General features: G+C 62.3%; 11 protein-coding genes. 7 read left to right on the top strand and 4 right to left on the bottom strand.

Translation table 11 applies throughout. The features are described 5' to 3' along the window. Positions 1-78: 78 nt before the first annotated feature. Positions 79-1,365, bottom strand: coding sequence for a phosphopyruvate hydratase (eno, locus tag FHW92_RS07120; protein ID WP_168602554.1), 1,287 nt, complete (start codon positions 1,363-1,365; stop codon positions 79-81). Positions 1,366-1,536: 171 nt separating this feature from the next. Between eno and FHW92_RS07115 the strand changes: the two genes are divergently transcribed. The 4 genes from FHW92_RS07115 to FHW92_RS07100 all read left to right on the top strand — a co-directional run bounded on the left by FHW92_RS07115 (position 1,537) and on the right by FHW92_RS07100 (position 3,238). Beyond that, positions 1,537-2,070, top strand: a complete 534-nt coding sequence (locus FHW92_RS07115; protein ID WP_210428394.1) for a hypothetical protein — start codon at positions 1,537-1,539, stop codon at positions 2,068-2,070. 81 nt (positions 2,071-2,151) lie between these two features. After that, positions 2,152-2,526, top strand: coding sequence for a phage holin family protein (locus FHW92_RS07110; RefSeq protein ID WP_168602553.1), 375 nt, complete (start codon positions 2,152-2,154; stop codon positions 2,524-2,526). Further along, on the top strand, positions 2,523-2,897 hold the full coding sequence (locus FHW92_RS07105; protein WP_168602552.1) for a hypothetical protein: 375 nt from the start codon (positions 2,523-2,525) through the stop codon (positions 2,895-2,897). The genes FHW92_RS07110 and FHW92_RS07105 overlap by 4 nt, the downstream gene beginning before the upstream one ends. A 119-nt stretch (positions 2,898-3,016) precedes the next feature. Next, the gene (locus FHW92_RS07100; RefSeq protein WP_168602551.1) at positions 3,017-3,238 is read left to right on the top strand and encodes a DUF4170 domain-containing protein; all 222 of its coding nucleotides are present in this window, start codon (positions 3,017-3,019) and stop codon (positions 3,236-3,238) included. Between the two features lie 115 nt (positions 3,239-3,353). Here FHW92_RS07100 and greA read toward each other — a convergent pair whose 3' ends face one another. From greA to carA, 3 genes are all read right to left on the bottom strand, one after another. Then, positions 3,354-3,830, bottom strand: a complete 477-nt coding sequence (greA, locus tag FHW92_RS07095; protein WP_168602550.1) for a transcription elongation factor GreA — start codon at positions 3,828-3,830, stop codon at positions 3,354-3,356. A gap of 115 nt (positions 3,831-3,945) precedes the next feature. After that, a complete protein-coding gene (carB, locus tag FHW92_RS07090; RefSeq protein ID WP_168602549.1) occupies positions 3,946-7,260 on the bottom strand; it encodes a carbamoyl-phosphate synthase large subunit in 3,315 nt (1,104 codons plus the stop codon). Further along, positions 7,260-8,426: a glutamine-hydrolyzing carbamoyl-phosphate synthase small subunit gene (gene carA / locus FHW92_RS07085; RefSeq protein ID WP_168602548.1), complete on the bottom strand. Its 1,167-nt coding sequence runs from the start codon at positions 8,424-8,426 to the stop codon at positions 7,260-7,262. Before carA ends, carB begins: the two co-directional genes overlap by 1 nt. Before the next feature lie 155 nt (positions 8,427-8,581). Here carA and FHW92_RS07080 point away from each other — a divergent pair, with 155 nt between their 5' ends. From FHW92_RS07080 to rpoD, 3 genes are read left to right on the top strand one after another with little or no spacing between them, the layout of a single operon-like run. Then, the gene (locus FHW92_RS07080; protein WP_168602547.1) at positions 8,582-9,034 is read left to right on the top strand and encodes a GatB/YqeY domain-containing protein; all 453 of its coding nucleotides are present in this window, start codon (positions 8,582-8,584) and stop codon (positions 9,032-9,034) included. Between the two features lies 1 nt (position 9,035). Further along, positions 9,036-10,943: a DNA primase gene (dnaG, locus tag FHW92_RS07075; RefSeq protein ID WP_168602546.1), complete on the top strand. Its 1,908-nt coding sequence runs from the start codon at positions 9,036-9,038 to the stop codon at positions 10,941-10,943. Between the two features lie 12 nt (positions 10,944-10,955). Further along, a complete protein-coding gene (gene rpoD / locus FHW92_RS07070) occupies positions 10,956-12,989 on the top strand; it encodes an RNA polymerase sigma factor RpoD (RefSeq protein ID WP_246869989.1) in 2,034 nt (677 codons plus the stop codon). The last annotated feature ends 1 nt before the right edge of the window (position 12,990 follow it).

Raw genomic sequence — 12,990 nt, 5'->3', positions numbered from 1 at the left:
AGGCCTTTTGGGCAAAACAAAAGGGCGGGGAGTCAAACTCCCCGCCCTTTCCTGTTCCAGTCGCCCGGAAAAGGCCTGTTAGACCTTCAGGCGGCCAAAGGCGCTCTTGCCGGCATAAAGCGCGGCAACGCCCAGTTGTTCCTCGATGCGGATCAACTGGTTGTACTTGGCCAACCGGTCCGAACGGGCCAGCGAGCCGGTCTTGATCTGGCCGCAGTTGGTGGCAACAGCGAGGTCGGCGATGGTCGCGTCCTCGGTCTCGCCCGAACGGTGGCTCATCACGGCGGTATAGCCCGCGCGCTGGGCCATCGAAACGGCTTCGAGCGTTTCGGTCAGCGTGCCGATCTGGTTGACCTTCACCAGCAGCGAGTTGGCCAGACCCTGATCAATGCCCATCGACAGACGCTTGGGGTTGGTCACGAACAGGTCGTCACCCACCAGTTGCACCTTGTCGCCGATCAGATTGGTGAGCGCAGCCCAGCCTTCGAAATCGTCTTCGCTCATGCCGTCCTCGATCGAGATGATCGGATAGTCGGCCGAGAGCTTGGCCAGATATTCGGCAAATTCGACCGGCGACAGCGAGAGGCCCTCGCCGCTGATCTCATACTTGCCGTTCTTGAAGAACTCGGTCGAGGCGCAGTCGAGCGCGAGCAGGATGTCGCTGCCCAGCTTGAAACCGGCCTTTTCGATCGAGGTCGACACGAAATCGAGCGCGGCGCGCGTGCTGGCGATGTTGGGGGCAAAGCCGCCTTCGTCACCCACGGCCGTGGCCAGACCCTTTTCGTGCAGGCCCTTTTTCAGCGTGTGGAAGATTTCCGCACCCCAGCGCACGGCTTCGGCAATCGAATCCGCGCCGACCGGCATGATCATGAATTCCTGGAAGTCGATCGGGTTGTCGGCATGTTCGCCGCCGTTGATGATGTTCATCATCGGCACGGGCAGAACATGGGCCGAAACGCCGCCCACATAGGAATAAAGCGGCAGGCCGCGCGCGTCGGCGGCCGCCTTGGCCGTGGCCAGCGAGACGCCCAGAATGGCGTTGGCGCCGATGCGGCCCTTGTTGGGCGTGCCGTCCAGTTCGATCATGGCAAGGTCGATGTCGCGTTGATCTTCGGCATCAACGCCGACCAGCGCTTCGTGGATTTCGGAATTCACCGCTTCCACCGCCTTGGTGACGCCCTTGCCCAGATAGCGGCTCTTGTCGCCATCGCGCAGTTCAACCGCCTCATGCGCGCCGGTGCTGGCGCCCGAGGGCACGGCGGCGCGGCCAAAGCTGCCATCTTCGAGCAGCACATCGACTTCGACCGTGGGATTGCCACGGCTGTCCAGAATTTCGCGAGCGTGGATGTCGATAATCGCGGTCATGGCGTGTTCATCTCCTCTCGGACACCTTTCAGATGCCCTCAAGACGATTCCCTTAGCAGCGGAACCTTGGCAGGCAAGGTGCATTGCAGCATGATAGGAAAGAGGCGAGCAAATCGATGCGAATTCATCACTCGATTCTCTGCGCCCCGCCCAAGAGAAGGATGACAAGCCATGGCCGATGAAACCAACGCTCTTGTTGCCGACGCTGCCGAAGCCGTTACCGAAACGGCCGACGGTGTGAAGGCCAAGTTCAGCAAGGCGATTGACGACGCGCGCGCGGGCGCCGTCGCGCTGGGCAAGGATCTGCAGGAAAAGGCTGCGCCCTACACCGAAAAGCTCTCGAGCGGCGAATTTCTGGCCGAAGCCAAGGCGATTGGCGAACAGGCCAAGGAACGCGCGCTCAATCTGGCCGCCGACGGCAAGGTGAAGGCGAGCGACGCCATCACCTCGCTGGGCAAGGTGGTTGCCGACAATGCCGGACTGGTCGATGACAAGCTGGGCGGCAAATATGGCGATTATGCCCGCAGCGCAGCCCGCGCCCTTCAGGAAACCGGCGCCAAGCTGGAATCCAAGGATCTGGAAGAATTGGGCAAGGAAGCCACCGAATTTGTGAAGAAAAATCCTGTGATCGTCGCCGGGGCGCTGATCGCGGTTGGTTTTGCCCTGACCAAGCTGCTGGGCGGCAAGAGCGACGAAGAAGCATAAGCCGTAAAAGGCATCAGCTTGAAGGCGCCGGGTGGCCTCGCGCTGCCCCGGCGCCTTTACGCAAGCATTGAAGGGGGCCTGATGCCCAAGCATCGGCAAGACAGCAGCGAAATCGACGAGCCCAGTCTCGAAGAGGATTTTCGCGGGCTTTTCACATCGACCCGCGCCGCATTCGACAGCGAGATCGAATATCAAAAGGCCCGCGCAGGCATGGCGGTGAGGCTCGTCCTGCGCATTGTGGGGCTGACGGCGCTGGCGCTGGCGCTGGTATTTTTCCTGCTGATGGCGATCATCATAGGCTCTCTGCTGGGTCTGGCGACGCTGGTGGGGCCGTGGGGCGCGATGGGCATCGTGGTGGCGGTGCTGCTGCTCGTCACGTTGTGGAGCGTTGTGAAGGTCAAGCGGGCCGTCGGCAGGCTGACCGCCCTGTTTTCCGCTTCGGAAGGCGACGCATGAGCCCGGCCGAGGAAAAACTGGCGCAATTGCGCGCCGCGCGTGATGCCGCCCGCGCCGAGTTTCTCAGCCGCTCCACCCGCATCCGCGCGCTGGCCGAACCGGGCGAACTGGGCCGCCGCCTGACCAATGACATTCAGGTGCAGGGGCGCAAGGCGCTCTCGCAGGCGATGGAGATTGCCGCCGACGAGCGCGGCGTGCTGGCGGGCACGTTGACGGCGCTGATGCTGTGGCTGGCGCGCAAACAGATCTTTGCCAAGGCGGTCGAATTGGCCCCCAAGGCCAAACCGGCCTGGCACAAGGCCCTGGATACGGTCCGGTCCGGCATTGCAAAAATCCGCACCCGCCTGCCTGGAAAGGGCGATGGGGTATAAAACTTGCGCAAAACGCAATCAGAATATGCTTGATTTCAACCTTGGTGGTGCTTGCTGATCGGCTTGGCCGAATGCTATGGCAAAGGCTCAATCCTCCAATTTGCTGGAAACAAGCCATCATGTCCCAACTTCTCCACCTCGTCATCGGCGGTCGTGTGCGTGACCCGCAGGGCCTCGATTTCGTGGACCTCAACGCGCTCGATTATGTCGGCGTGTTTCCCGATTACGCTTCGGCCGTGGAAGCATGGCGGGGCGCCGCCCAGCGCAGCGTTGACGATGCCGAGATGAAGTATGTCGTCGTCCACCTGCACAAGCTGCTGGAACCCGGCCACGAGCATTGATAGCTGTCTGGCGTTGATCCCCGCTCGCGATCAATCCGGTCAAAACAGAAAAGGCCCCACCGGATGGCGGGGCCTTTTTCCTTGAACATGTTCCCTTGAACAGGGACCCGATGGATCAGATGAATTCGATCTTTTCCACGACATAGAAGCGCTCGCCCGCAGGCACGCGCACCTCGATCTCATCCTCAACCTTTTTGCCGATCAGCGCCCGGCCCAAAGGCGAGACATAGCTGATCCGGCCCAGTTTCGCGTCCGCCTCATAGGGGCCTACGATCTGATAGCGCACCGGCTTGTCGTCATCGTCCAGCAAAGTGACGGTGGCGCCAAAAATGATCCGGTCGCCAGAAAGCGAGGTGGGGTCGATGATCTGGGCCCGGCTGATCTTGTCCTCAAGATCGGCGATCGTGGCCTCAACCTGCCCCTGACGCTCCTTGGCGGCGTGATATTCCGCATTTTCGGAAAGGTCGCCATGCGCGCGCGCTTCCTCGATCGCATCAACGATCCGGGGGCGCTCTTCCCGCAGCGCCTTCAGCTCGGCCGTCAGCTTTTCATAGCCAATCGCCAGCATCGGCAGCTTTTCGATACTTGCCATCCGTGAAACTTCCTTCATGGCCCTTCCCTCCGCCGGGACAGTCGGAGGCACCTCCCCGCATTTTGGTGAAAACGCGGGGTTTGCCTTCCAACTTTTGCGGAAAGGACGTGGTCGGTCAGCTATAATAGGCTTGCAACGGGCACACTTCAAGACTGGCCGAACGCATCGCGCCAATCGCTTCCACAGCCGCGACGCTGCCCGCCGCGGTGGTGAAATAAGGCACCTTGTTACCCAGCGCTGCCTGACGGATGCTCTGCGAGTCCTTCAGGCTCTGCCAACCCTCGGTGGTGTTGAACACCAGCGCCACGCCGCCATCGATGATCCGGTCCACGATATGCGGGCGCCCTTCGGCCACCTTGTTGACCAGTTCGACGGCCACACCGGCCTCGGCCAGGAACTTCTGCGTGCCGCCGGTGGCGATCAGCTTGAAGCCCAGATCGACCAGCTTGCGCGCGGCGGGCAGCACGACCGCCTTGTCGGTGTCCTTGACCGAAATGAACACCACGCCTTCTTGAGGCAGCTTGACGCCCGCGCCCAACTGGCTCTTGGCAAAGGCCGTGGCGAAATCCTTGTCGAGGCCCATGACCTCGCCGGTGGACTTCATTTCGGGGCTCAGCACCGGGTCGACGCCAGGGAAACGGGCAAACGGGAACACCGCTTCCTTGACCGCCATATAGGGCAGATCGCGGCGGAACGGCGGGAACGTGTCCAGCTTTTCGCCCGCCATCACACGCGCGGCGATCTTGGCGACCGGCTGACCGATGGCCTTGGCCACGAAAGGCACCGTGCGCGAGGCGCGCGGGTTGACCTCGATGAGGTAAACCTCGCCATCCTTGACCGCGAACTGGATGTTCATCAGCCCCTTGACGCCCAGCGCCAGCGCCAGCGCTTCGGCCTGACGCTCCATCTCGGCGATGATGTCGGCCGAAAGGCTGTAAGGCGGCAGGGTGCAGGCGCTGTCGCCCGAGTGGATACCGGCCTCTTCGATATGCTGCATCACGCCCGCCACGACGACCTTTTCGCCATCGCACAGCGCATCGACATCGCATTCGATCGCATCGCGCAGATACTGGTCGATCAGCACCGGCGAGTCGCCCGACACCTGCACCGCCGTGGCGATATAGTCATCAAGCTGCGCCACGCTGTCGACGATTTCCATCGCGCGGCCGCCCAACACATAGGACGGACGCATCAGCACCGGATAACCGATGCGATTGGCCACGGCCACGGCTTCGTCGCGGCTGCGGGCGATGCCGTTTGCGGGCTGCTTCAGACCAAGCTGTTCGACCAGAGCGGCAAAACGCTCGCGGTCTTCGGCAAGGTCGATGGCATCCGGGCTGGTGCCCAGAATGGGGATGCCCGCGTCTTCCAGCGCCTGCGCCAGTTTCAGCGGGGTCTGCCCGCCGAACTGCACAATCACACCGACCAGTTCGCCCTTCGACTGTTCAACCGTCAGGATTTCCAGCACGTCCTCGGCCGTCAGCGGCTCGAAATACAGGCGGTCCGAGGTATCATAGTCGGTCGAAACCGTTTCCGGGTTGCAGTTGACCATGATGGTTTCATAGCCGACCTCGTCCAGCGCAAAGCAGGCATGGCAGCAGCAATAGTCGAACTCGATGCCCTGACCGATACGGTTCGGGCCGCCGCCAAGGATCACGATCTTCTTGCGGTCGCTGGGATCGGCCTCGTTCTCGGCCTCGCCAAACATCGGCGCTTCATAGGTCGAGTACATATAGGGCGTGATCGCCTCGAACTCGGCCGCGCAGCTGTCGATACGCTTGAACACCGGGCGCACGCCCAGACGGTGGCGCAGCGCGCGCACTTCGGCCTCGCTGGTGGCGCCCACCATCGCTTCGACCACATCATGCAGCAGGCCCGAGCGCGCCATATTGGCGCTGCCCGCCAGCGAAGCGGACTGCACCGCCAGCTTGGCCAGACGCTTGTCCGAGAAGCCCATCGCCTTCAAGCGGCGCAGACCCTCGGCATCATTGGGCAGGCCATTCTTGGCCACCTCGGCCTCGGCCGCGATGATTTCCTCGATATGGGCCAGGAACCACGGATCATAATGGGTGATCCGATTGATGTCGGCGGCGGTGAAGCCTTCACGAAACGCCTGCGCCACCACCAGCAGGCGGTCAGGCGTGGCCCGCGACAGGGCGGCGGTGATCTCGTCGCGGCTTGCGCCCACCAGTTCGTCGACGCGGTTGAAACCGTCGAGACCCGTTTCCAGCCCACGCAGCGCCTTCTGCATCGATTCCTTGATGTTGCGCCCGATCGCCATCACCTCGCCCACCGACTTCATCGCGGTGGACAGGATAGGCTCGGAGCCCTTGAACTTTTCAAAGGCGAAGCGCGGAATCTTGGTAACGACATAGTCGATGCTCGGCTCGAACGAGGCAGGCGTGGCGCCCGTGATCTCGTTGGTCAGTTCGTCCAGCGTATAGCCCACGGCCAGCTTGGCCGCGACGCGCGCGATGGGGAAGCCGGTGGCCTTCGACGCCAGCGCCGAGGAGCGCGACACGCGCGGGTTCATCTCGATGACGATCAGGCGGCCATCGGCCGGGTTAACCGCGAACTGAACGTTCGACCCGCCCGTTTCCACGCCGATCTCGCGCAGCACGTTGAGCGAGGCGGTCCGCATGATCTGATATTCTTTATCCGTCAGCGTCAGCGCGGGCGCGACCGTGATCGAGTCGCCCGTATGCACGCCCATCGGATCGATATTTTCGATCGAGCAGATGATGATGGAATTGTCGTTGCGATCGCGCACGACTTCCATCTCATATTCCTTCCAGCCCAGCAGAGATTCCTCGATGAGGACCTCGGTGGTGGGACTGGCTTCCAGACCGCTCTTCACGATCTTTTCGAACTCGGCCTTGTTATAGGCGATGCCGCCGCCCGTGCCGCCCAGCGTAAAGGACGGACGGATGATCGAGGGCAGGCCCGTGCGTTCGAGAACGGCGAAGGCTTCCTCGACCGTGTGGGCGACGCCGCTGCGCGCGCTTTCAAGGCCGATCTTGTCCATCGCCTCGCGGAAACGCTGGCGGTCTTCGGCCTTGTCGATGGCGTCGGCATCGGCGCCGATCATCTGCACGCCGTACTTTTCCAGCGTCCCGTCCTCAAACAGCGCCAGCGCGGTGTTGAGCGCGGTCTGGCCGCCCATCGTGGGCAGCACCGCATCGGGGCGCTCCTTTTCGATGATCTTGGCGACCATGGCCGGGGTGATCGGCTCGATATAGGTCGCGTCGGCCATTTCCGGGTCAGTCATGATCGTGGCCGGGTTCGAGTTGACCAGGATGACCCGGTAACCCTCTTCCTTCAGCGCCTTGATCGCCTGCGTGCCGGAATAGTCAAACTCGCAAGCCTGACCGATGATGATGGGCCCCGCGCCAATGACGAGGATCGAGGAGATGTCTGTCCGCTTAGGCATCAGGCAATGCTCTCAATGAATTTCGTGAAAAGATAAAAGCTGTCCATCGGCCCCGGCGAGGCTTCGGGGTGATACTGCACCGAGAAGGCCTTCTTGCCCGTGATCTCGATGCCGCAGTTCGAACCGTCAAACAGCGACTTGTGGGTTTCCACCACGCCCGCGGGCAGCGTTGCCGCATCCACCGCGAAACCATGGTTCATACTGGTGATCTCGACCACACCTTCGGCCATGCGCTTGACCGGATGGTTCGCGCCGCGATGGCCCTGGTGCATCTTGATGGTCTTGGCCCCGGCGGCCAGCGCCAGCATCTGATGGCCAAGGCAGATGCCGAAGATCGGGATGCCCTTATCCAGCAGCGCCTTGATGACCGGCACGGCATAAACGCCCGTGGCCGCCGGATCGCCGGGTCCGTTGGACAGGAACACGCCGTCGGGCTTGAGGCCAAGGATGACCTCCAGCGGCGTTTCAGCCGGAACCACGGTCACACTGGCGCCAGCGGCGACCAGATTGCGGAAAATATTGTCCTTGGCGCCGAAATCCATCGCCACGACATGCGGGCGCGGATCGTGGGGGCTGCGCCCATAGCCCTTGCCCAGATGCCAGACGCTGCCTTCCCAGTTCTCCTGCCCCTTGCGCGACACGATCTTGGCCAGATCCATGCCTTCAAGGCCGGGCCACTGCTGCGCCTTGGCCAGCAGTGCGGGAATGTCGAATTCGCCTGCTTCATTATAGGCGATGACGGCATTGGGCGCGCCCGACAGGCGGATGCGGCGCGTCAGGGCGCGGGTGTCGAGCCCGGCGATGCCGATCTTGCCCTTGGCCTTCATCCAGGCGTCAAAGCGGCCTTCGGAGCGGAAGTTCGAAGGGTTGGTCACATCCTCGCGCACGATGCAGCCGACGGCGCCGTCAACGGCCGCTTCATTGTCTTCGTGGTTCACGCCGACATTGCCGATGTGGGGAAAGGTGAAGGTCACGATCTGGCCCGCATAGCTGGGGTCGGTCATGATTTCCTGATAGCCGGTGATGGAAGTGTTGAAACACACTTCGCCAACCGCGCTGCCCTGGGCGCCGAAGCCTCGGCCCCAGGCGACATAACCATCGGCCAGTACCAGGACGGCAGTGGCGCCAACTGGTTTAGGCGCAAGCGAAGGGGCGGGGTCTGCCATGGGGGCGCTCCGTGAGAAGTTTCAACAATGGGTGCTAAGGCCCGCCCGCTAGACCCCATACCCTTATCCGTCAACCTATCAAAACCGGAAAAATCCGGCTAGGGTTATGCGCCCAGCCGCGAAATGCGCAAAACTCCACGGGAAAGTTCAGAAAAATGATCCGCGATTCGATCAAGGCCGCGCAGGTGGCCGCCATGAAATCGGGCGACAAGGCCCGCCTTGCCGCCGTGCGCCTTATTCTGGCCAAGCTGAAGGATAAGGATATCGAGCTGCGCACCGCGTCCAGCATCCCGGATGACGATGTGATCGTGACCGATGTGCTGCAAAAGATGGTGAAGCAGCGCCGCGAATCGATCGCCATGTATGAACAGGGCGGCCGCCCCGAACTGGCCGCGGCCGAAGCCGCCGAGGTTGCGGTGATCGAGGACTTCCTGCCCGCCCAGATGGGCGAGGATGAAGTCAAGGCCGCGATCGAGGCGATCAAGGCCGAAGTGGGCGCCACCAGCATCAAGGATATGGGCAAGGTTGTCGGCGCACTGAAGGCCCGCCACGGCACCCAGATCGACATGGGCAAGGCCAGCGCTCTGGTGAAGGCAGCGCTGGCGTAAGATGAGTCTCTCGCCCCAGTTCCTTGATGAATTGCGCAGCCGGATCACGCTGTCCGCCGTGATCGGCCGGACCGAGCGCGTGACCAAGGCGGGGCGCGAGTTCAAGGCCTGTTGCCCGTTTCACCACGAAAAGACGCCCAGCTTCACCATCAATGATGAAAAGGGCTTCTATCACTGCTTTGGCTGCGGCGCGCATGGCGATGTCATCCGCTGGATGACCGATCAGCGCGGCCTGTCCTTTATGGATGCGGTGAAACAACTGGCCGAGGAGGCGGGGATGGAAGTCCCCGCCCCCGACCCAAGGCAGGCCCAGCGCGCGGAAAAGCAAAAGAGCCTGCACGATGTGATGGGCGCGGCGCAGGCGTTTTTCGTCGACCAACTGGCCAGCCCCGAGGGCGGACAGGCGCGCTCCTATCTGGCCTCGCGCGGGTTCTCGCAGGCCGTGTGCCGCGAATTCGGCTTCGGCTATGCGCCAGAGGGGCGGCAGGCGTTGAAAGGCGCTTTGGGCCAATTCCCCGAGGCGATGCTGATCGAGGGCGGCCTTCGCATCGTGGTCGAGGACAAGGAGCCGTATGACCGGTTCCGGGGGCGACTGATGCTGCCCATCCACGATCCGCGCGGGCGGGTGATCGCTTTTGGCGGGCGCATTCTGGCCACGCACAAGACCGATGCGCCCAAGTACCTCAACTCCCCCGACACGCCTTTGTTCGACAAGGGGCGCACGCTTTACAACCATCACCGCGCCTCCCCTGCCTCTCGGCAATCGGGGCGGATCATCGTGGTCGAAGGCTATATGGACGTGATCGCGCTGGCGGCGGCGGGATTTCACGATGCGGTGGCGCCGCTGGGCACGGCATTGACCGAGACGCAGATCGAGATGATCTGGCGCATGGTGCCGATGCCGGTGCTGTGTTTCGACGGCGATGCGGCGGGGCAAAGAGCGGCGATGCGGGCGGTGACGCGCGCCCTGCCCTTGTTGCGCCCCGGCCATTCCTTGCGCATCGTGCGTATGCCGCAGGGGCAGGACCCGGACGATCTGATCAAGGCGCGTGGCCCCGCCGCGATGGAAGAAGTGCTGGCGGGCGCGCAAAGCCTGCTCGACACGTTGTGGCAATTCGAAATGGATGCCGCCCCGGCGGGCAGCCCCGAGGAAAAGGCCGGGCTGAAGGCGCGGTTGATGGCCCATGTCGACACGATTGCCGACAATGACATCAAGGCGCTCTATCGCCGCGAATTGCTCGAACGCTTCTCCGCCTTCGCTTTTCCCCGGCGCGAGGACAATCGCGCGCCATGGCAACCGCGCCAGCCTTTTGTGCGCCAACAGCGCGGCGGGCGGTTCGGGCGCGACATTCCCCCGCCCCTGCCCCACGAGGAAACCACCCAGAGGCTTCAGCGCCCCGCCAACCCGTTCCGCGCGGCCACAATCGAGGCGGCGCTGGCGGGCCTGATCCGTATGCCCGGCGAAATCGCCCGCCATGCCAGCCTGCTGGCGCGCCTGGCGCAGGAGGATGCGCGATGCGATGCACTTCTTGATGCGCTCGATGATGGCGCCCCCCTTGAAAGCGCCGCCATCGGCACCATCTTGGCGGAGAAAGGCTTAACGCCTCCCGACACCACCGCGCGTCCCGGCATGGGATTTGCCTTCCTTTGCGAATCGGGGGAAGGCGCGAAAACCCAATTGTCCGACGTGCTCTGTGTGCTGGCGGAAAAGCCGATGGTGGAGGCAGCACTGGCCCAAACCCGCGAAAGCGGTGAGGTGACCGAGGAAAGTTGGGCAGAACAACAGAGATTGTTGGCGCGTTTGCGCGATTTGGAAAAAAGAGAGCTGGATTTGAAGGCGCGACTCGGCCAAATGGCGGTTGCACAGGATAATGCTGCGGCGGCATCGCCCGATGCCGCGCACCTCTAGATGGCGTATAGGATGGACGAAGAGATTTCTGGCGCGGACATGTCGGACGGCGGCAAGGGCGAAGGCGGCGACGCTCCCCTGATCGACCTCAATGAAGCCTCGATCAAGAAGCTGATTGCCCGCGCCAAGCGTCGCGGCATCATCACCTATGACGAATTGAACGAGGCGCTGCCTCAGGACCAGTTCTCGAACGATCAGATCGAGGACATCATGGCCGCCATCAGCGAGATGGGCGTCAACATCGTGGAAAGCGATGAGGATGCTGTCGAGCAGGACGATAACGCCGCCGACGATGTGGATGATTCCGACTCGATGATGGCCGACAAGCCTGCCATCGAGAAGAAGAAGGAAACCGTCGAGCGCACGGACGATCCGGTCCGCATGTATCTGCGCGAAATGGGCGCGGTCGAACTGCTGAGCCGCGAAGGCGAAATCGCCATCGCCAAGCGGATCGAGGCCGGTCGCGACACGATGATCCTGGGCCTGTGCGAAAGCCCGATCACCTTCCATGCCATCATCCAGTGGTCCGAAGCGCTCAACAATGGCGAAATGCAGCTGCGCGAGATCCTCGATCTCGACGCCATGCTGTCGAAAGAGCCGCAGCCGGAAAACCTCTCGGAAGACGGCGAAGAAGCCGATGGCGAGATTTCCGAAGCCACGGCCGGTCCTTCCTTCAAGGAGGAAGAGGACATTGAGGAAACCGAATCCGCCGACGAGGAGGATGAGGACGGCATCGAGCGCCGCGCCAAGCGCCCCGTTGAGGAAGAGGAAGAGGACAACACCCTCTCGCTCGCCCAGATGGAAGCGCAGCTCAAGCCCGAGGCGCTGGAGAAATTCGCCCTCATCACCGATCTGTTCTACAGCTTTGAAAAGGCGCAGGCAGAGCGGCTGGAATACATGGCCGTCGGCAATGACTATCCGGCGGACAAGGAACGCACCTATCAGCAATTGCGCGAAGACCTGACAGCTCAGGTCGAAAGCGTGCAGTTCCACGGCCAGAAGATCGAATATCTGGTCGACAATCTCTATGCCTTCAACCGCCGCCTGACCGCCCTTGGCGGTCAGATGCTGCGCCTCGCCGAGCGCCACAAGGTAAGCCGCAAGGACTTCCTTGAGGCCTATGTCGGCCGCGAACTGGACGACAACTGGTTGGCCAGCGTTCAGGGCAAGGACAAGAAGTGGACGGCCTTTGCCGTCAACGAAGGCGACGCCGTCGAGCGCATCCGCGCCGAAGTTTCGGACATTGCCAGCCAGACCGGCATGGCTCTGCCTGAATTCCGCCGCATCGTGAACATGGTGCAAAAGGGCGAACGCGAGGCCCGCATCGCCAAGAAGGAAATGGTGGAAGCCAACCTTCGCCTCGTGATCTCGATTGCCAAGAAGTACACGAACCGTGGCCTGCAATTCCTTGATCTTATTCAGGAAGGTAACATCGGCCTGATGAAGGCCGTGGACAAGTTCGAGTATCGCCGCGGCTATAAGTTCAGCACCTATGCCACCTGGTGGATCCGTCAGGCCATTACCCGCTCCATCGCGGATCAGGCGCGCACGATCCGTATCCCGGTGCATATGATCGAAACGATCAACAAGCTGGTGCGCACCAGCCGCCAGTTCCTCCACGAGCAGGGCCGCGAGCCGACGCCCGAGGAAATGGCCGAGCGCCTGAGCATGCCGCTCGAAAAGGTTCGCAAGGTGATGAAGATCGCCAAGGAGCCGATCTCCCTTGAAACGCCGATCGGCGACGAGGAAGATTCGCATCTGGGCGATTTCATCGAGGACAAGAACGCGATCATCCCCGTCGATGCCGCGATTCAGTCCAACCTGAAGGAAACCGTCACCCGCGTGCTGGCTTCGCTGACCCCGCGTGAGGAACGCGTGCTGCGTATGCGCTTCGGCATCGGCATGAACACCGACCACACTTTGGAAGAAGTGGGCCAGCAGTTCAGCGTGACGCGCGAACGTATCCGCCAGATCGAAGCCAAGGCGCTGCGCAAGCTCAAGCACCCGAGCCGGTCACGCAAGATGCGGTCGTTCCTCGACCAATAAT

It is taken from the genome of Novosphingobium sp. SG707 (assembly GCF_012275515.1).
GTDB lineage: Bacteria > Pseudomonadota > Alphaproteobacteria > Sphingomonadales > Sphingomonadaceae > Novosphingobium.
Note: the sequence above shows the minus strand (reverse complement) of the source record. Positions and strands in the feature narration are given on the sequence as shown.

Bases quoted from the DNA above. Each gene is read 5' to 3' on its own strand.
- carB (WP_168602549.1), bottom strand. From the start codon at position 7,260: ATGCCTAAGCGGACAGACATCTCCTCGATCCTCGTCATTGGCGCGGGG.
- FHW92_RS07080 (WP_168602547.1), top strand. From the start codon at position 8,582: ATGATCCGCGATTCGATCAAGGCCGCGCAGGTGGCCGCCATGAAATCG.
- eno (WP_168602554.1), bottom strand. From the start codon at position 1,365: ATGACCGCGATTATCGACATCCACGCTCGCGAAATTCTGGACAGCCGT.
- rpoD (WP_246869989.1), top strand. From the start codon at position 10,956: ATGGACGAAGAGATTTCTGGCGCGGACATGTCGGACGGCGGCAAGGGC.
- FHW92_RS07110 (WP_168602553.1), top strand. From the start codon at position 2,152: ATGCCCAAGCATCGGCAAGACAGCAGCGAAATCGACGAGCCCAGTCTC.
- greA (WP_168602550.1), bottom strand. From the start codon at position 3,830: ATGGCAAGTATCGAAAAGCTGCCGATGCTGGCGATTGGCTATGAAAAG.
- FHW92_RS07100 (WP_168602551.1), top strand. From the start codon at position 3,017: ATGTCCCAACTTCTCCACCTCGTCATCGGCGGTCGTGTGCGTGACCCG.
- FHW92_RS07115 (WP_210428394.1), top strand. From the start codon at position 1,537: ATGGCCGATGAAACCAACGCTCTTGTTGCCGACGCTGCCGAAGCCGTT.
- FHW92_RS07105 (WP_168602552.1), top strand. From the start codon at position 2,523: ATGAGCCCGGCCGAGGAAAAACTGGCGCAATTGCGCGCCGCGCGTGAT.
- carA (WP_168602548.1), bottom strand. From the start codon at position 8,426: ATGGCAGACCCCGCCCCTTCGCTTGCGCCTAAACCAGTTGGCGCCACT.
- dnaG (WP_168602546.1), top strand. From the start codon at position 9,036: ATGAGTCTCTCGCCCCAGTTCCTTGATGAATTGCGCAGCCGGATCACG.